Origin of the sequence: Flocculibacter collagenilyticus, assembly GCF_016469335.1 — a bacterium.
Taxonomy (GTDB): Bacteria; Pseudomonadota; Gammaproteobacteria; order Enterobacterales; family Alteromonadaceae; genus Flocculibacter; species Flocculibacter collagenilyticus.
Window position 1 is genome coordinate 2,927,378 of record NZ_CP059888.1, and the last position, 19,564, is coordinate 2,946,941.

Annotated in this window: 16 protein-coding genes; 13 read left to right on the forward strand and 3 right to left on the reverse strand. The window is 40.2% G+C overall.

What is annotated here, in order from left to right; all coding sequences use genetic code 11:
• Positions 1 to 71: 71 nt before the first annotated feature.
• The 3 genes from HUU81_RS13010 to HUU81_RS13020 form a co-directional block, all read right to left on the reverse strand.
• On the reverse strand, positions 72 to 2,534 hold the full coding sequence (locus HUU81_RS13010) for a fatty acid cis/trans isomerase (RefSeq protein WP_199609347.1): 2,463 nt from the start codon (positions 2,532 to 2,534) through the stop codon (positions 72 to 74).
• 106 nt (positions 2,535 to 2,640) lie between these two features.
• Positions 2,641 to 5,037, reverse strand: a complete 2,397-nt coding sequence (locus HUU81_RS13015) for a Lon protease family protein (protein WP_199609348.1) — start codon at positions 5,035 to 5,037, stop codon at positions 2,641 to 2,643.
• A 185-nt stretch (positions 5,038 to 5,222) separates the two neighbouring features.
• The gene (locus tag HUU81_RS13020) at positions 5,223 to 5,711 is read right to left on the reverse strand and encodes a zinc ribbon-containing protein (RefSeq protein ID WP_199609349.1); all 489 of its coding nucleotides are present in this window, start codon (positions 5,709 to 5,711) and stop codon (positions 5,223 to 5,225) included.
• Positions 5,712 to 6,001: 290 nt separating this feature from the next.
• On the opposite strand from HUU81_RS13020, the gene leuS reads away from it, so the two are divergent.
• The 13 genes from leuS (at position 6,002) to lipA (ending at position 19,533) form a co-directional block, all read left to right on the forward strand.
• Positions 6,002 to 8,596, forward strand: coding sequence for a leucine--tRNA ligase (leuS, locus tag HUU81_RS13025; protein ID WP_199609350.1), 2,595 nt, complete (start codon positions 6,002 to 6,004; stop codon positions 8,594 to 8,596).
• Positions 8,597 to 8,698: 102 nt separating this feature from the next.
• On the forward strand, positions 8,699 to 9,199 hold the full coding sequence (locus HUU81_RS13030) for an LPS-assembly lipoprotein LptE (protein WP_199609351.1): 501 nt from the start codon (positions 8,699 to 8,701) through the stop codon (positions 9,197 to 9,199).
• 50 nt (positions 9,200 to 9,249) lie between these two features.
• The gene (holA, locus tag HUU81_RS13035) at positions 9,250 to 10,248 is read left to right on the forward strand and encodes a DNA polymerase III subunit delta (RefSeq protein WP_199609352.1); all 999 of its coding nucleotides are present in this window, start codon (positions 9,250 to 9,252) and stop codon (positions 10,246 to 10,248) included.
• A gap of 95 nt (positions 10,249 to 10,343) precedes the next feature.
• Positions 10,344 to 10,661 carry a ribosome silencing factor gene (rsfS, locus tag HUU81_RS13040; RefSeq protein ID WP_199609354.1) on the forward strand — a complete coding sequence of 106 codons (318 nt, stop codon included), beginning with the start codon at positions 10,344 to 10,346 and terminating at the stop codon, positions 10,659 to 10,661.
• The gene (gene rlmH / locus HUU81_RS13045) at positions 10,662 to 11,132 is read left to right on the forward strand and encodes a 23S rRNA (pseudouridine(1915)-N(3))-methyltransferase RlmH (protein WP_199609356.1); all 471 of its coding nucleotides are present in this window, start codon (positions 10,662 to 10,664) and stop codon (positions 11,130 to 11,132) included.
• 12 nt (positions 11,133 to 11,144) lie between these two features.
• Complete coding sequence (gene mrdA, locus HUU81_RS13050; protein ID WP_199609358.1) at positions 11,145 to 13,004, forward strand: penicillin-binding protein 2; 1,860 nt, start codon at positions 11,145 to 11,147, stop codon at positions 13,002 to 13,004.
• Complete coding sequence (gene rodA / locus HUU81_RS13055; protein WP_199609360.1) at positions 13,001 to 14,122, forward strand: rod shape-determining protein RodA; 1,122 nt, start codon at positions 13,001 to 13,003, stop codon at positions 14,120 to 14,122. The genes mrdA and rodA overlap by 4 nt, the downstream gene beginning before the upstream one ends.
• A 20-nt stretch (positions 14,123 to 14,142) precedes the next feature.
• A complete protein-coding gene (gene mltB, locus HUU81_RS13060) occupies positions 14,143 to 15,231 on the forward strand; it encodes a lytic murein transglycosylase B (RefSeq protein WP_199609362.1) in 1,089 nt (362 codons plus the stop codon).
• Positions 15,215 to 16,093: a septal ring lytic transglycosylase RlpA family protein gene (locus HUU81_RS13065; RefSeq protein WP_199609364.1), complete on the forward strand. Its 879-nt coding sequence runs from the start codon at positions 15,215 to 15,217 to the stop codon at positions 16,091 to 16,093. Before mltB ends, HUU81_RS13065 begins: the two co-directional genes overlap by 17 nt.
• Before the next feature lie 79 nt (positions 16,094 to 16,172).
• Entirely contained in the window at positions 16,173 to 17,345 is a 1,173-nt protein-coding gene (locus HUU81_RS13070; RefSeq protein ID WP_199609366.1) for a serine hydrolase, read from the forward strand.
• A gap of 256 nt (positions 17,346 to 17,601) precedes the next feature.
• A complete protein-coding gene (gene ybeD / locus HUU81_RS13075) occupies positions 17,602 to 17,880 on the forward strand; it encodes a DUF493 family protein YbeD (protein WP_199609368.1) in 279 nt (92 codons plus the stop codon).
• A gap of 32 nt (positions 17,881 to 17,912) precedes the next feature.
• Positions 17,913 to 18,575, forward strand: a complete 663-nt coding sequence (gene lipB / locus HUU81_RS13080) for a lipoyl(octanoyl) transferase LipB (RefSeq protein ID WP_199609370.1) — start codon at positions 17,913 to 17,915, stop codon at positions 18,573 to 18,575.
• Positions 18,568 to 19,533 carry a lipoyl synthase gene (gene lipA / locus HUU81_RS13085; protein ID WP_199609372.1) on the forward strand — a complete coding sequence of 322 codons (966 nt, stop codon included), beginning with the start codon at positions 18,568 to 18,570 and terminating at the stop codon, positions 19,531 to 19,533. Before lipB ends, lipA begins: the two co-directional genes overlap by 8 nt.
• The last annotated feature ends 31 nt before the right edge of the window (positions 19,534 to 19,564 follow it).

The window sequence follows — 19,564 nt, forward strand, 5'->3', positions numbered from 1 at the left end:
TGCTGAATAATGGACGTGAAAATGTCTCTATCAATTTCCAACTTCTCAGGTTTACTAGAGGACCTAGTCACTTACAGTAAAAAACTACCTTTCTCGTCATCATCAAACTCACTTGGCTTTGCCCATCGTGGGTATCGATTTAAGTCATATATGCCAGCGTCAATAGCTTCATGCTTTTTCATGTAGTCTGTAAAACTATGAAAAATATTCCAAAAATCTGGATGCATCCGCCTTATTCCCCACTGGTCGATAATTTTTGCAAATGACTTCTTGTTTTTTGCCGCTTTTAAACGGGCAATAAACTTAGGTACGTCGTCAAATTTAATGTCAAAAATCAAATTAGGGTAACTACCGATGACACTTGGCAAAATGGTTAAACTGTCTAATGATTCTTGATACCGTAAAGACTCACCTAGCATAAATGCGACATTAGAATGACGTCTATTCCTTAATATAGAAAACGCCGACATTTCTCCATTTGGCAAACGAACACGAATAAAGGTGGTGTCTGGGAATGACAATACCGCCGGCAACTGTTTTGCTTTAACCGCTGCAATATCGGAAAGTTGATGAGCAACCGCTTCTGCATATTTCGCTGACTCTTCACTAAACTTTGCAGTGTAATCTAGCTGCTTCTTGTCAGCTAGAGAGCATGGCACATCACCTTTACAGCGATTTATTCCATCGTATTGCTTAGTTAATTCTGGGTTATACGCCATAACTCGCTTAAGTAACTCGTTTTTTGGCTGCTTTGTTTGATACTTAATGTTAGTGGGTGTTGATGTGTCTAGCTCATGATAAGTAATAGCATGCTTTAGCTTTCCACTGTTTTGATACCAATGGCTGTACATTTTTTCCCGAGATGCTGGCGGCAAGAATCGTAAAAAGTTAGTTTCGCCTTCATTTCGTATTAAATCAAAATACAGTCTGGTTTGTGCTTGATGCGACACACTACCGTAAACATTAAACCCTACCACCAGCTCATAAAATGTACGCTCAAAAAGCGGATAGTCCATCACCCATGCAGTTAATGGTAACCCACCTTTCCAGCCCTGCATGACTGACGCACTGTTGTGGTGGCGCAAAATTGTTAAGAAAGCATTTGGGTTTGTTGCTTCCCCTGTCCAGATATGGGCTAAACTCGCGCCGTCTTTATCAAAGTCGTTATATTCTTCTTGGCGTTTTGTTAAGTATGTATTTCTCTTATTTTGATATGACAGCCACTCTGAACCCAGTTCCGATAATCCAGACTTTTGACCTGGCACCCCTAACAGGCTGTTTACTTTGGCACGGTAATTAGGGTTGTTGGTATAACGCTCAGTATTAGGATCTTCAAACATAACCCAGAATTGATCACGAATAACATCCGTAGCTATTTGACCGCGACAAACAGGCCCCCTAATAAAATTACGCACAAAAAACTCTGCGTCATTTAGCAAAAACTGATAGCGTGATGTGGCTGGCATTGCACTAAATGTTTCAAATGGATTCGCTTTTTCTTCTAAGTCATAGCCAGGCAATTTTCCAACCGACCATTCAGGCTTTAAAAATAGTGTTTTGTATTCTTCTAGTCTTGCCGCATCAAATTGATACGTAATATGCGTTTTATGCACAATGGTTGAGGTGATAGGCACTAAGCGATAGAAAAATGGCTGTTGTGGCTTATCATTTGGTCGAGTCGTTGGAATAGGAATAACGGGCTTACCACTTGGCGTGGTAGAACGTACCAGTTTAAAGAAATTCAACTTGTCTGTACGGGTTATATTGGCCACTTCTTCTGCACTTAAAAAATATAAATGCGCTAAAAATAGGTGCTCATATAAATATCTAGCAGTAAGCTGTATGCGCTTATCTTTGCTATTAAGCCATTGCTCCCACTTATCAATCTGCTTAACTTCGCTTTCAGAAAGCTTAAAATGTGGCTGAAATATTTTAGCACCTTGTTGCAACCATGTAGCTAGCGTCGCGAAGTCGTTATTTGCTAAGCCAGTTACAGCATAAGGCATGCCACCGTAAGGAAAGTCTTCTACATACTCTTCAAATTCACCAGGGTTAGGACAGGTGTACTCTCTATCTAGGCCCAGCTGTAATTCTTTAGGGATGACTTGGTTGGGTTTTAACTGCTTAGCATGGCCATGTTGCACCATTTTTTGCAAAATTGAAGATGACTGTAAATCAGCATGTGCAGACACTACATCAAAAAAGCCCAGCTTACGCCAAGCCTCTACCGTTTGCGCGTCAACGCCCAATCGAGTCGGCTGAATGTCTTCTATGCGAGTGCCGTCATACACTTTTTGTTTACTTGCTCCGCGTCTAACACCTTCTGCCGATTCTAGCTTAAGTTGGCAGGGCGCATCGTAGCACGCATGGCAAGCAATACAATTTTTATCAAATATGGGTTTTATATCTCGGTGAAACTCTATTTCTTGATTTTGGCTTACTACCTTGTCAGTGCGCTCACTTGCTTGAGCCAATGCAGGTAGCATCCAAATATAGAACAAAACAATGAGGGTGCTGCGTACGTTTAAATGCATAATGACTTCACTACCTACTACGTTATTTAAGCAAAACGGTTATTTTGCGATGAGTTTATAAACATAAGCAGCTGTTGCTTTCTCAACCGCTAAAACTTATTTTGGATTACTCCGCTTCGCCACCTGTTACTGCATCAGCAATATTTTTTAGGCGCTGTAGCGCAATATAGTTCACTGTATTTTTCGGGTAAGTGCCTCTTCTTGTGATTTCACCCGCGGTATGATTCATTAGTAACTCTAACGCTTGATCGACCGTTTCGACAACAAACACATTAAAAGCGCCTTGCTCTACTGCGGTTGCCACTTCTTCACTTAGCACTAAATTTACATGATTAGCTTTAGGAATAATTACTCCTTGCTTTTTAGTCAGTCCGCGCGATTTACATAATTTAAAGAACCCTTCAATTTTCTCATTAACACCGCCCACGGCTTGCACTTCACCATGCTGGTTGATTGAGCCAGTGACCGCTAGCGACTGATCAATTGGAATTTGCGTGATGGCCGATATTAATGCGCAAACTTCACCTAACGACGCACTGTCGCCATCTATATGACCATAGGACTGTTCTAACGCAATGTTTGCAGACACTGTAAGAGGAAATTCTTGCGTGTATTTATTACCTAAGTAGCCTGTTAATAACATAACCCCTTTTGAGTGAATAGACTTACCTAGATCAACTTCACGTTCAATATCAATAATACCATTCGCACCAGCATACACCGTTGCACTAATGCGTGCAGGCGTGCCAAATCGTGTATCACCAATCTCTAGCACCGTTAAACCGTTTGCTTTACCAATCTGTAATGACTCGGTATCAATTAATATGTGACCTTCTTTAATATCATCTAAAATTGACTCGCTAATTTGGCCTGTTCGGTATTGCTTACCTTGAAGCGCTTCCTCAACATGCTCGGCTTTTATAACTGTACATTCATCTTGCAAACTGAAATAACAGGCTTCGTTTATCAGCTCGAGTACATCGGCAAATCTTGCCGATAATTTATGCTGATGCTCGGCTTGGCGAAAAGAAAACTCTAGTAGTCTGGCAATCGCACAGGGGCTTATTTCATCAATGTCGATTTGCTCTACATACTGTAATATTTTTTGAATAAACTCGTGATGAGCCCGATCATTTGCATGAATTTCATGCTCAAAGTCAGCTAACACTCTAAATAGCTCATTAAATTCATCGTCATACTCTTCCATCATGTAATAGAGCTGACGCGATCCTAATAGAATAATTTTTACATCAAGAGGAATTGGTTGCGGACTTAAGGTAATTGAGCTAACCATACCAATGTCGTGGTGGTAAGGCTCCATTGTCAGTTTATGCGATTGCAACGCCAATTTCAGAGCTTCCCACACATAGGGATTACTCATTACTTTGTCGGCTTCAATAACTAAATAGCCACCATTAGCTTTATGTAATGCACCAGTGCGGATTTTTCGGTAATTAGTAAATATTGAACCTTGAATGGAGGAGTATTCTATTCTGCCAAAAATATTTTGATACGTTGGATTTGGCTCATATATGATAGGAGCGCCATCACTTAAATCATAATGGAATAAAAGATTAGGCATATATTCATCTACAAACATCGCCTTAACATCGTATTCGTCTTTATTTTCATTTTCGGTTTCTTCAGGCAGCCAAAGCATAATATGCTCTAAAAGCTTATCTTGCATTTTTTTCAAAAACTGCAAAATACCTATTTCAGCATTATATTTATGCTCTAAATCCTTCAATAACGGCCTAATTGCTTGCTCTATCGTTTCCTGGCGTAACTTACGTAATCCCTCTGATAATTCACGCTTCCATCCCGGTAACTCAAGTAACTGTTCGTTGAGAAACTCTTCTAATTGGTCTATTAAATCAAAATAATATTGTCTTTTGTCATCGGGCAAGTTGGCAAATTGCGTGTCATCAATTGGTTTACCATCGATCACAGGTGCGAAGGTAATTGACCCCTTCTCTTCATACAAAACAACGCCATGCTCCATTGCTTTCTTTTCAACGGATGCTATAGCGTTATCGTATTTTTGATTGAAGTGGCGATCGAAGGCTTTTTTTCTTCGCTGATAACTGGGGTTATCAAACGCGGCGGGAAACGTATCTACTATTTCATCAATTAATGCACTAATGTCATTACAAAATCCCTTACCATCACCCGGGCTTAACATTAACGCTTGTGGGCATCGCTCATCTTCAAAATTATTCACGTAACACCACTCATGAGGTGTTTCTTTGGTTTTGGCTAATTCAGAAAGCTGCTCGTTAACTAAGGTAAAACGACCAAGCGCCGACTCCCCCATGACATAAACGTTATAGCCCGGAAAATCCATCCCTAGACCAAAGCCTAGTGCATTTTTAGCTCTTTTTTGTCCAATAAAGGTAACGGGGTCTTGAGACTGTGATGCTAAACTGGCTTCAATTTTGTTGAGCTCAATGTTAGGTTTAAGTTGTGCTGGCTTAAGCTTGGCGATTTCTTGAGTAGTTGTCATTCCCTGCCCCGAATAATACTGAATGATATATACTTTACCTTAGCGTCAGATTTAAAAAAATGTAATTTTGTTTTTAAATTTAATAATTTATGCTTAGTGAGTATCTAATGAACAGCTTGACCATTGAGCGATCAGTTTTAGCTGTATCAAATTTATTTGTTTGAAGTATGATAAAGTCGGTCACTTTAAGGTGCTAACGGCTCTCTAAAATAGTAAATATGCCCGCACTCAGGGCACTCTGGAATTTCAGTAGGATGCACAATACTTAACTTATAACCGCATTGCTTGCAGGTTAATTCGCCCATCCCCAACCATTCACCGGCGTGATAAACACCATTGTGTTTAAAGTCTTGTACTAACTCTTGCCATTCAATTTGAGATTTATCGGTCAGTAAAGCTAACTCTGCCCATACGCCTTCTTTTAAAGTGTGTAAATACGTAGATTCGTTAACGTCTTTTTTGTAGTCTTTATAAAATGTATCTATATCGCGCTTGATATAATTAGTAAATAACGTCCATTCTTCTTGAGTCATATCTTTTACTGCTTGCCAGTGGGCAGCACTTCGGTCAAAAAAGTCATCAAACCTTTTCGATTCATTTTCTTTGGTATCTTCTAGCCAGCGATGAAATGTATCAAGCCAATTGTTATAATCTTTTGGATCTTTCGACGACATATTTTCTACTCTTTTATTGAATAGGTGCACTAGGTTAAGTATAGATGACAATATTACTTTTCAACCGCCTCACTACTTACTTCACTATTTGCTTCATTACGCTCTTGTTAAGTTAAATACAAACATCCTCACTCTCTTGCCTTTTCTTTACGATAAAAAATTTGACTTTAATTTACCTGCAACCACTTTCGTGCTTGTTGCGTAAGGTGTTCATAAGGTATTATCGTGCTCATTTATTTTTAGTGAAATGGCCTGTCCCTTTCTCATTAAGATCAGTCTGGAAAAAGTTGATGCAAGAGCAATATACCCCGCAGGAAATAGAAACAAAAGTTCAACAACATTGGGTTAAAAACCAAACATTTAAAGCAGTAGAAGACGCCACAAAAGAAAAGTATTACTGTTTGTCTATGTTCCCTTATCCAAGTGGACGACTGCACATGGGGCATGTTCGTAACTACACAATTGGCGACGTAATCTCTCGCTTCCAACGCGCTCAAGGCAAAAACGTGATGCAACCTATGGGTTGGGATGCATTTGGTTTACCCGCTGAAAATGCAGCGATTAAAAACAATACGGCACCAGCAAAATGGACGTACGAAAATATTGAGTACATGAAAAACCAGCTAAATTCGCTTGGCTTTGGTTATGACTGGGATAGAGAGCTAGCCACATGTCGCCCTGAATACTACAAATGGGAACAATGGTTTTTCACTAAGCTTTATGAAAAAGGCTTGGTATATAAAAAGATGGCAACGGTTAACTGGGATCCAGTCGACCAAACTGTATTAGCTAATGAGCAAGTTATTGATGGCCGTGGCTGGCGTTCAGGCGCTGTAGTTGAACAAAAAGAAATTCCACAGTGGTTTATTAAAATTACTGATTACGCGGAAGAGTTACTTAATGACTTAGATCAATTGGATGAGTGGCCGGAACAGGTTCGCACCATGCAAAAGAACTGGATTGGTCGTTCAGAAGGCGTAGAAATTGAGTTCGAGCTAGAAAATCACGATAGTAAATTAAGCGTATTTACCACCCGCCCAGACACCTTAATGGGTGTTTCATACGTTGCAGTTGCTGCGCAACACCCTTTAGCTTTAGAGGCTGCTAAGTCTAATAGCGATGTTGCTGCATTTGTTGAAGAGTGTAAAAACAATAATGTTGCTGAAGCTGAAATGGCGACAATGGAAAAGAAGGGCATTAGTACTGGTCTTACTGCTATCCACCCTATTTCTGGTGAAACGGTTCCCGTTTGGATTGCTAACTTTGTATTAATGGGCTACGGCTCTGGCGCTGTGATGGCGGTACCAGGACACGACCAACGAGATTGGGAATTTGCACATAAATATGGGTTAACCATCAAGCAAGTCATTACGCCAAGCAATGGAGCTGATGAATCTGAATGCGATTTATCACAAGCTGCCTACACAGAAAAAGGTGTATTAATCAATTCAGATCAGTTTGACGGGTTATCTTTTGATGATGCTTTCAAAGCGATTGCAGAACACTTAACCAATGAAGGTAAAGGTGAAGTAAAAGTTAATTACCGCTTAAGAGATTGGGGGGTATCACGTCAGCGCTATTGGGGTACACCAATACCAATGCTAACACTAGAAGATGGCACTGAAGCGACTGTTCCGCTAGATATGTTGCCAGTTCGTTTACCAGAAGACGTAGAAATGAACGGGGTCACTTCACCAATCAAAGCAGATCCAGAGTGGGCTAAAACAACACTGAACGGTCAGCCAGCATTTCATGAAACGGATACCTTTGATACTTTCATGGAATCTTCTTGGTATTACGCACGTTATTGTTCGCCAGCTAGCAACGATATGATGTTAGACCCAGAAAAAGCAAATTACTGGCTACCAGTTGACCAATATATTGGTGGTATTGAACATGCAATTTTGCATTTGTTGTACTCTCGTTTTTTCCACAAATTATTACGCGATGTGGGCTTAGTTGATTCTGACGAGCCGTTTAAACGTTTGCTTTGCCAAGGCATGGTTTTAGCTGAAACCTATTACCGTAAAGATGAAAAAGGCGGTGATATTTGGATCTCGCCTAGTGACGTTGAAACCGAAAGAGACGAAAAAGGGCGAATTACTAAAGCTTGGCATAAAGAAGACGGGCAACCTGTGATCTCTGCGGGTATGAGTAAAATGTCTAAGTCTAAGAACAACGGTATCGATCCGCAAAAAGTCATCGATCAACTGGGCGCTGATACAGTTCGCTTATTCATGATGTTTACTGCACCGCCAGAGCAAACTTTAGAGTGGTCTGATTCTGGTGTTGAAGGAGCCAACCGTTTCTTACGTAGGGTGTGGAAGTTGGTATACGACTTCAAGCACGTAGGAGGCCATGCACCACTTGAAACTGCATCACTCAATGCCGATCAAAAAGCGCTTCGCCGTGAACTGCATAAAGCAATTAAAAAAGTGACTGATGATATTGGTCGCAGAAACACATTCAATACGGCTATAGCTGCCATTATGGAGCTAATGAATAAATTAGCTAAAGCACCGCTGGCAACCAATGAAGATCGTGCTGTTATGTCTGAAGCCATCAATAGCGTTGTGGTAATGCTAGCACCAATTGTGCCACACATCTGTCATCAACTTTGGCAAGAGCTCGGCCACAAGGAAGACGTTGAAGACGCATTATGGCCAAATGTTGATGAGTCTGCTCTTGTTGAAGACGAAAAGTTAATTATTGTGCAGGTAAATGGCAAGGTACGCTCTAAACTAACTGTTGCCGTTAACGCAGCACAAGACGATGTTGAAGCAAAGGCACTTGCAGAAGAGAACGTAGCGAAATTCGTTGATGGTAAAACAATCCGTAAAGTCATTTACGTACCAGGTAAGCTTGTTAATATCGTCGCTAACTAATAGTAACGAAACTGCCCCAACTAGCACTCTAGCTACAAACAACTTGTAGCTAGAGTATATTAGTCAGATACTATTTTTAGGCATTAAACAGTTAGGAATATCATGAAACTATCTGCACGCTTTATTATTATCACTCTAACCTGTTTACTAGTAGTAACCACGCTGAATGGTTGTGGCTTTCACTTACGTGGCTCACACTTTTTACCAGCAGAAATGCGTACCTTGTATGTTAATAGTACTGATAAACGCTCTGAACTTGCGAATGTTGTTTCATCACACCTTCGAAATAACAACGTTAATTTACTGCAATCCCCAACCTCAACTGTCACTCGTTTAGATTTGTTACGCGACCGACTAGATCGCAGAACACTATCACTATTTAAAAACGGCCAAGTGGCAGAATATGAGTTAATTTATACAGTTGAATACGCTGTCACTGTGACAAACAAAGAAGCCGAGTATTTTTCTTTCGAGGTTTATCGTAACTATCAAGACGATCCAGATAAAGTATTGGCAAAGTCTCGTGAATTATCACTTGTCCTTTCTGAAATGCGTCAACAAGCAGCTGATAAAATTTTAAGACAGCTTGCCGCCATTCGTTAATGCGCGTTTATCCGAGTCAATTAAATCAACACCTATCACGGCAACTGCCGATGGTGTGTTTGATATTTGGTGAAGAACCTCTGCAAAAAATTGAGGCTATTGACGCTATTCGCCAACGAGCTAGCCAGCAAGGCTTTGACGAACGTATTACTTTTACTGCAGATGCTAGCTTTGATTGGAATCAATTAGAGCAAAGCTTTAATAGTTTATCCCTCTTTTCAAACTTAAAGCTGATTGAGCTAACACTTGAAAACGGCAAACCGGGAGCTTCAGGCTCTAAAACCCTTTTGTCAATTACTAGCCAAACTCAAAACGACACTATCTTACTTATTCATGGCGGAAAAATAGGCCAAGATGTACAAAAAGCAAAATGGTTTAAACAGTTAGAGCAATTAGGTGTTTATATTCCGTGCTATCCAGTTGAAGGACATCACTTTACAAAGTGGCTATCAGCAAGATGTCAGCAATACGGAGTAAGCTTATTGCCTGATGCGGTAAAACTACTCGCAGAATATTCCGAAGGCAATTTACTATTTGCAAAGCAAGAAATTGAAAAGCTTAGCTTACTTAACCAACAAGAAGTCATTAGTGCTGAATGGCTAGAACACACCTTACTAGACCAATCTCGATATACTGTGTTTCAAATGTTAGATTACGCCTTGCAAGGAAATACAAAAAAATGTATCTCTGTATTACAGCGATTAAAAGCGGAAGATATTGAACCCAATATCGTACTGTGGGCATTACATAAAGAAGTCGCTACGCTAAATGGATTACATGCCGCACTTTCGCAAAATAAATCGCTTGATGTGGCCTTTAAGCAAGAAGGTGTTTGGAAAAACCGAATACCATTGTTTAAGTCTGCACTGTCACGCATTAATGCCGCTCATGCAAATGCACTAGTTTGTCAGCTGGCCGATCTTGAAGTCGCTCTTAAAAGCTTTAAATTGAAGCATCCATTTACCGCATTCGCACACATTTGTGTATCTATTAGTTTACCGACTCCTAACTCTTCACCACTAAATCATTTCATAAACGAGTCTTTGTAAGCACTATCTATAGATTTTGTCGTTGTATAACTATTCAAAATAGCTGATACCGTGCTAAAATTTTGTCCCAGATTAAAAAGTTTAGGTACACACCATTGTTAACAAGTGAACTCCTTCAATTTGTTTTAGACAAAATTGATGATATGAAAGGCCGAGATATAACTCAAATCGATGTTAGTGAAAAATCATCAATCACAGATTACATGGTAATTTGCTCCGGTAACTCCAAAAAACACGTCCAATCAATCGCAGAAAACGTTGCTATTGAAGCAAAAAACAATGATATTCCGCCGCTAGGTGTTGAAGGTAAAGAAGCTGGCGAGTGGGTATTGGTTGATCTTGGTAATGTTATTGTACATGTTATGCAAGATGACTCGCGCGATTTTTATCAGTTAGAAAAGCTTTGGAGCTAGATGAAAATTCAGTTAGTTGCCGTTGGCACAAAAATGCCAAGCTGGATAACTCAGGGTTACTTAGAGTATGAGCGACGCTTTCCCAAAGACTTTGCGCTAGAATTAGTTGAAGTAACCGCAGGTAAACGCGGTAAAAATGCTGATATTAAACGTATTTTACAGCAAGAAGGCGAGCGTACATTAGCGGCTATCCCGAAAGGAAACCGCATAGTAACATTGGAAGTTAAAGGTAATCCTTGGAAAACTGAACAATTAGCGTCACAGCTAGAACGCTGGCAGTTAGACGGCAGAGATGTAAGCTTATTAATAGGCGGGCCGGAAGGCTTAGCGCCTGAATGCATTGCTGCAAGTGAGCAGAAATGGTCTTTATCGCCTCTAACCTTGCCCCACCCCCTTGTAAGAGTGGTTGTTGCTGAAAGTTTATATCGAGCATGGAGCATTAATAATAATCATCCATACCACAGAGAGTAATCAATTTAGTCAATGATCCGCCAACGCGTTACGATTAAGGACCATTCAGCAGAAGCGAATTTATTTACTCGTCGAACCTTTATCACCTTTCTGGGTGTGGTGTGCATAATGTTACTACTAATTAGTAACCTGTATCAGTTACAAGTCACTAGCCACGAAAGCTACAAAACCCGCTCTAATGAAAACCGTATTAAAGTAGTACCCGTTGCGCCAAACCGAGGGCTGATTTACGATAGAAATGGTGTGCTGCTTGCCGAAAACAAACCCGTATTTTCTTTGGAAATCATTCCAGAGAAAGTAGGTAATTTAGAAGATACCTTACAAGCGCTCTCAACCATTATTGAGATTTCTGACGAACAAAAAACACGCTTTTTAAAAGCAGCGAAATATAAACGGCGCTTTAAAAGCATTCCCATTATTGGTCAATTAACTGAAACACAAGTTGCTCAGTTCTCCGTCAATCAGCACCTATTCCCCGGCGTGTCGATAGAAGCTCGTTTAACCCGTTACTATCCACATAAAGAAACACTGACTCACGTGCTTGGCTATGTTTCAAAAATAAATAAAAAAGATTTAACCAAATTAGAAGAAGAAGAAAAAACAGCTAACTATGCTGCCACTCGTGATATAGGAAAGTTAGGCTTAGAAAAGTATTATGAAAATGAACTACATGGCACAGTAGGATTTCAAGAAGTTGAAATTAATAATAGAGGACGCATATTGCGCACCCTCAAACAAGTTCCGCCAATTCCGGGTAAAGACATACACCTAGGGATTGATATTGGATTACAAAAAACCGCACAAAAAGCCTTGAAAGATACACGAGGTGCTGTAGTGGCAATCGATCCAAGAAATGGTGACGTGTTAGCCTTGTATAGCAATCCTAGCTACGACCCCAACTTATTTGTTCACGGTATAAGTGGCAAAGAATATAAAAAAATCATCAACTCTAAAGATCGCCCGTTAATTAACCGAACTACCCAAGGAAGATATCCACCCGCCTCAACAATAAAGCCCCAACTTGCACTGTTGGGCTTGGATGAAAACGAAGTGACGGTTAAAACCCGTATTTGGGATCCGGGTTTCTTTCAACTGAAAAACTTAGATCATAAATATCGCGATCACACTCCATACGGCCATGGCTGGGTTGATATTTTTACCGCCATTGAAAAGTCATGTGATATTTACTTCTATAGTTTGGCTGTTAAATTAGGTATAGATCGTATCAGTACCTTTATGGCTAAGTTTGGTTTTGGTGAAGAAACTGGTATCGACATCCACGAAGAAAATACAGCAATTTTGCCTTCCGTTGGCTGGAAACGGGCACGCTATAATCAACCATGGTGGGCAGGCGATACAGTAAATATAGGTATAGGACAAGGGTATTGGACAGCAACGCCTTTACAAATAGCGACGGCAACAACCGTACTTGTTAATAAAGGGCTGTTTTACGTACCTCGATTAGTTAATGGCTTCACTGAAAATGACCAATTTGTTGAACGAGCTATTGAAGAAAAACCGCCTGTGGTATTAAACGACAATAAAAATTGGGATCCTATATTAACTGCTATGCACAATACGGTACTTAGAGGCAGTGCGGCAGGAGCATTTAAAGGCGCAGTTTATGATTCGGCAGGTAAAACCGGCACAGGTCAAGTTATCAGTATTTCTCAAGACGAAGAGTATAAAGAGGAAGCGATCGCTGAACGTCATCGTGACAATGCAATGTATATTGGCTATGCACCTTATGATGACCCACAAATAGTTATTGCCGTTACTTTAGAGAACGCGGGGCATGGTGGTACCAATGCGGCACCTATTGCCAGACAAATAATGGATTATTACTTTACTGATCGCATGAGTAAACAATGATACAGACTAACGCTTCTGAACATCGCCCTATTTCATTATGGACCCGCCTTCATTTAGACGGTCCATTACTTGCGTGTTTAATTGCTCTCATGCTTGTTGGCGTGGCGGTACTTTACAGTGCAGGAGGACAAGATCAGGCCTTAATAATTCGACAAGGCGTTCGCTTAGGTGTCGCTTTTGTAGTGATGTTTGTATTAGCGCAAATACCTCCCATGGTTTATCAACGCTGGGCTTTACCTTTATTTATCGTTGGAGTGCTCCTGCTAGTTGCCGTGCTGGCTTTTGGCCATGTTGGAAAAGGTGCAAAGCGTTGGCTTGACCTTGGTTTTATGATGTTTCAACCTTCTGAGATAATGAAATTAGCTGTTCCCATGGCCGTAGCATGGCATATTAGTCAGCATAACTTACCCCCTTCTCTTAAGAACGTTATTATTGGGTTTGTGATTGTTTTAATTCCTACCTTACTCATATCTAAGCAACCAGATTTAGGAACATCACTACTGATAGCAAGCTCAGGCATTTTCGCATTGTTTTTAGCAGGAATGAGCTGGCGTATTATTTCAGTATTTGGCGTACTGGTTTCTGCATTCATCCCGATATTATGGATGTTTTTAATGCGTGACTATCAAAAGCAGCGCGTGCTCACCTTTTTAAATCCGGAAAGTGATCCCTTAGGCACGGGCTATCACATTATTCAGTCTAAAATTGCCATTGGCTCTGGCGGGCTGGAAGGAAAAGGCTGGCTGCAAGGTACCCAGTCGCAGCTTGAGTTTTTGCCTGAAAGGCATACTGATTTTATATTTTCAGTTTTTAGTGAAGAGTTTGGCTTAATTGGCATAGTGCTCTTACTCACGTTATATTTATGCATTATTGCTCGAGGCTTATATATTGCAGTCAATGCTCAAGAAGCATTTAGCAAAATGCTAGCTGGTAGTATTACACTTACCTTCTTTGTGTATGTATTTGTGAATATTGGCATGGTAAGCGGCTTGCTACCTGTTGTGGGAGTACCATTACCGCTTATTAGTTATGGCGGCACATCGATGGTTACACTGTTAGCTGGATTTGGTATTGTAATGTCCATCGGTTCACATCGGCGCTTATTAGCAAATCAATAATTAAAAGAATAATGATCAACATGAAATTGTATCACGTTAAATTATCCCTTCAAACTGGGCGTATCAGGCATAAGCTTATCAGTGCCTTTTTATCACTTTTCGTTATTTATAACGTACCCGTTAATGCAACAACAACCGACAAAGCAGCTAGTAACAAAGATTTTTGGACAAAAGAGCTCAATGTATTTGTTAATGACGTTGCGGAGCAACATGAACTGCCGATTAGTTATATTAAAAAGGCATTAGAGAGCGCAACACTTAATCCAACAGTTCTAGAGAAAATACAAACACCATGGGAAAAAAAGCCATGGCATGTTTATCGTAACATTTTTATTAAACCAGAACGCATTCACAAGGGAGTGGCATTCTGGCAAGAACAAGAGCGCTGGCTTCAAAAGGCTGAGCAAGAGTATGGTGTTCCTTCACATATCATCGTCTCTATTTTGGCCGTTGAATCTTATTTCGGAAAACATTTAGGCCAATACCCAGTACTCGACTCTCTCTATTCATTAGGCTTTCACTACCCTAATAAAAAGCGCAATAGAAGTAAGTTTTTCCGTAGTGAATTAGGCCACTTCTTGAAGTTATCTTATCAGCAGCAGTTTAATCCTACTGAAATTAAAGGCTCTTATGCTGGTGCCATGGGATGGGGACAGTTTATTGCATCTAGCTACCGTGGCTACGCTGTCGACTTTGATAATGATGGGCAGGCTAATTTATTTAACTCACCTGCTGACGCAATTGGTAGTGTCGCCAACTACTTTAAAAAGAATGGTTGGAAGAAAAATGCCTCGATATCAGTGCCACTGCCGCAACTTGATGCGTCTTATAACAAATATCTAGATAAAACAGTAAAAAAACCCAAACATACTTTTTCAACATTATTTGAGGCAGATAGTCCTGTCGTTACAGCAAATCAGAACCTATTAGATATTAACGCTAACGAAAAAGTAAAGCTGATGCGCTTTGCGCAACCCGAAGGCTTTGATTATTGGCTAGGTTTACACAATTTTTATGTCATCACCCGTTATAATCACAGCAATTTATATGCACTAGCGGTATTTCAACTAAGTGAAAAAATAAAGCAAGAATATGACCGCCTTATTTAAACGCTTCGTTAATTTAGTTCTCAGCATTGGGATAATACTCTTACTATCTGGCTGCTTAGCAACGGGACGTTATTCCGATAGGCATGACAGTGCCCCACTAAGAAAACCAACACCGGAAGAGCTAAAAGATGCGCAGCCTACATTCGAGCCTGTGGATTTATCGCGGTCCCGCCCTTATCAGGTATACGGGAAAAGCTATACGCCATTAACTTCGTCAGATAATTTCTCGGAAAAAGGCACAGCCTCTTGGTATGGAAGAAAGTTTCATGGCCATTTAACGGCAAATGGTGAAGTGTATGACATGTTCGCCATGTCGGCCGCGCACAAACATTTACCTTTACCAAGTTATGTAAAAGTAACAAACTTAAGCAATAACAAACATGTCATTGTTCGAGTGAATGATAGAGGACCATTCCATAATAATCGTGTTATCGACCTGTCTTATAGTGCGGCCTATAAATTAGGCATGCTTAAAACTGGAACTGCGGAAGTTAAAATTGAAGCACTGCCACGGAAACAAGTTATGCACGCACGCACGAACACTTCCAAAGTTAAAGATGATACTCTTTCGCAAGTAGCCGCAACCCAAATACCGCAAGCAGACGCGGTCCCTAAAGTACCTAAAAAGATTAATAAACAATATTTTGTACAAGTTTTTGCGTCGCAAAGTGAACAAAAAGCAAAAGATACTGCCAAAGCTATCGCGAGTTTATATCAATTGCCTGCTATTTCACAAACTCATGACGGATTATTTAGAGTACGGATTGGGCCACTTGATGCTGAACATAAAGCGCAAAAAATAACACAACAACTTAAACTTAATGGCTACGAACATGCTTTCATGCTTTACAGCGTCAACTAGCTGAAAGATAATGGCAGGTTTCGTAGCACACTCGCTAGATTTCAACGAACACTAAACAAAGAAAGAATATTTCGACATTATGAAGAAAATTAAATCAATTGTTACAGGATTCATCTCAGGAGTACTACTATCTGGTGCACTGTTAAGTACCTCTGCTAGTGCACAAATAGTTACACCTGCTGCACCTAGCGTTAATGCTAAAGGCTTTATTTTAATTGACTATTCTACTGGTAAGGTGATTGCCGAAGAAAATGCTGACACTCAACTAGCACCAGCAAGTTTAACTAAAATGATGACCAGTTATATTATTGGGCATGAGATTAAAAACGGGAATATCTCAGGCGATGATATGGTCACTATCAGTGAAAACGCATGGGCTAAAAACTTTCCTGACTCATCCGTAATGTTCATCGAGGTAGGTAAAGAAGTGTCAGTTTCTGACTTAAACCGCGGTATTATCATCCAGTCTGGTAATGATGCATGCGTCGCGATGGCAGAATATATTGCAGGTAGTGAAGGAGCATTTGCTGACTTAATGAATGCCCATGCAGCAAGACTGGGCATGACGGCAACAAACTTCGAGAACAGCCACGGCTTATCTTCTCCAGAGCACTATACTTCACCACGTGACATTGCTACGTTAGCAAAAGCATTAATTCGTGACGTACCTGAAGAATACGCTATTTATGCTGAAAAGTCGTTTACTTACAATGGTATTAAGCAATACAACCGTAATGGATTATTATGGGATAAAAGCTTAAATGTAGACGGTTTAAAAACAGGTCATACTAATGAAGCTGGCTATAGCCTTGTAACTTCTGCAACTAAAGGCAATATGCGTTTGATTTCAGTGGTAATGGGCACGGGCAGCGAACATGCGCGTAAAACTGAAAACAGAAAATTACTAAACTATGGTTTCCGTTTCTTTGAAACAATTACACCGTACCAAGCAGGCCACGAATTTGCTCGTCAACGCATTTGGATGGGCGACAAAGAAGAAGTAGCACTTGGTATCCTTGAAGATACTCCAATTACCATTCCTCGTGGCGCTAAAAAGCACCTTAAAGCAAATTTTAAATTAGATAAAACCCTTGAAGCACCTATTGAAAAAGGCACCGTAGTAGGAAAGTTATACCTTCAACTAGAAGGTGAAGATGTTGCTGAGTATCCATTGGTTACACTGCAAACAGTGAATGAAGGCAGTATGTTTAGCCGATTAGTCGACTATATTAAGCTTCAGTTTGTGAAATAACACTTAATATTAAACCCGAGCTTGTCTCGGGTTTTTTCTTTCTCAACAAACTACCTGTTCATACTGTTACTGCCTCTACATATAACCAGAATCAATATAGATAGTGTTTCTAGAATAGAATTATTATCTGTATCTATGATAAAATTCGCGCCACTTTTCTATTTGCTGCCTTCTTCATTAGAAGGTATACGTTATAGTTAATGAATAAAGTATTTTTTAGTTAGCTATAGTCCAATAATATGAGGCCAATCTAGCAATGTCCAAAGAAGTTAAAGATACCAAATTTGATGAATATTTGGATTTTCCTTGCCAATTTACCTACAAAGTAATGGGGTTAGCCAAGCCTGAGCTGCCAAACTTAATCATAGAAGTGCTTCAAAAACATGCACCGGGTGATTATGCCCCTACTATTAAGCCTAGCAGCAAAGGAACATATCATTCAGTTTCACTTTCAGTCACCGTAACAAGTAAAGAGCATATTGAGCTTATTTATAATGAACTAAACAATATTGATATTGTTAGAGCCGTGCTTTAATAGCGCTTAATCGCAGTAATTTATAGGCTTATATGTTAATTACTAATCGCTTAGTTGTCAGAGAGCTAGGACAGCAGGATTACGAACCTGTTTGGCATGCCATGCAACACTTCACTGATAATAGAGGTGATGAAACCGTTGATGAAATTTGGCTCGTTGAACATAATCCTATCTTTACTCAAGGACAAGCAGGTAAAGAAGAACACTTACTAGCAACTGGCGATATTCCCGTGATTAAGGTTGATCGTGGTGGTCAAGTTACCTATCACGGTCCCGGACAGCTTGTTATCTACTTTCTATTAGACCTTAAACGGAATAAGCTAGGTATTAGGCAGCTCGTGACCCATATAGAGCAAGCAATCATTGAGATGCTGCAAGCGTATAATATTAATGCTGAAGCAAAATCTGATGCGCCAGGCGTATATGTTAATAATAATAAAATAGCTTCTCTAGGTTTACGCGTTCGCAAAGGTTGTACATTTCATGGTCTAGCGTTAAATGTGGATATGGATTTAGCGCCCTTTTTACGCATCAATCCGTGCGGCTACGCCGGTATGCAAATGGTTCAATGTAAGGAACTGTCAGGCCCAGAAACAGTTCAAGACGCACAACAGCAACTGGTAAAAACAATCGCAGACCAGTTAAATAAAACAGAATTAATCAATACTACAGGGTTAATAGAACAAAATGACTAAATCAGCACGTATGCAGCCAGGCGAAAAACTTCGCGATGCAGATAAAATGGCGCTCATCCCAGTTAAAGTGCTAGCAACAGAAAAAGAAGACATGTTACGCAAGCCTGACTGGCTAAAGATAAGGCTTCCTAAATCAAGCGAGCGTATCGATCATATTAAGCAAACCATGAGAAAGCATGGACTGCACTCTGTATGTGAAGAAGCATCATGCCCAAATTTACCAGAATGCTTTAATCATGGTACTGCTACCTTCATGATTTTAGGAGACATTTGTACTCGCCGCTGTCCGTTTTGCGATGTTGCACATGGCAGACCATTACCGCCAAATGCGGAAGAGCCTGAAAAGCTAGCGCTCACCATTAAAGAAATGAAGTTAAAGTATGTTGTGATCACATCAGTAGACCGTGATGATTTACGGGATGGTGGTGCTCAACACTTTGTCGATTGTATTAATGCAATTAGAAAACATGCTCCAGAAACTAAAATTGAAATTTTAGTGCCTGACTTCAGAGGCAGAATGGACAAAGCGCTAGACATTTTAAACACAAGTCCACCAGACGTGTTTAACCACAACCTTGAAACTGCACCACGTTTATACAAAAAAGCTCGCCCTGGTGCCGACTATAAGTGGTCACTTGAGTTACTGCGCCGCTTTAAAGAAGCTCATCCCACTGTAAAAACTAAATCAGGCTTAATGGTTGGGTTGGGTGAAGAAAACGAAGAAATAATTGAAGTATTAAAAGATCTTCGCGAACACAATGTAGATATGCTTACTATCGGACAATACTTACAACCTAGCAAGCATCACTTGCCAGTGACAAGGTATGTGAGCCCAGCTGAATTTGATGTATTTAAAGAAGAAGCTGATAAACTTGGTTTTCATCAGGCAGCATCAGGCCCATTCGTCCGCTCAAGTTACCATGCTGATAAGCAGGCAGCAGGTGAAGAAGTAAAATAACTGACTAGCGAGCCTAAGGTAACATTACTTT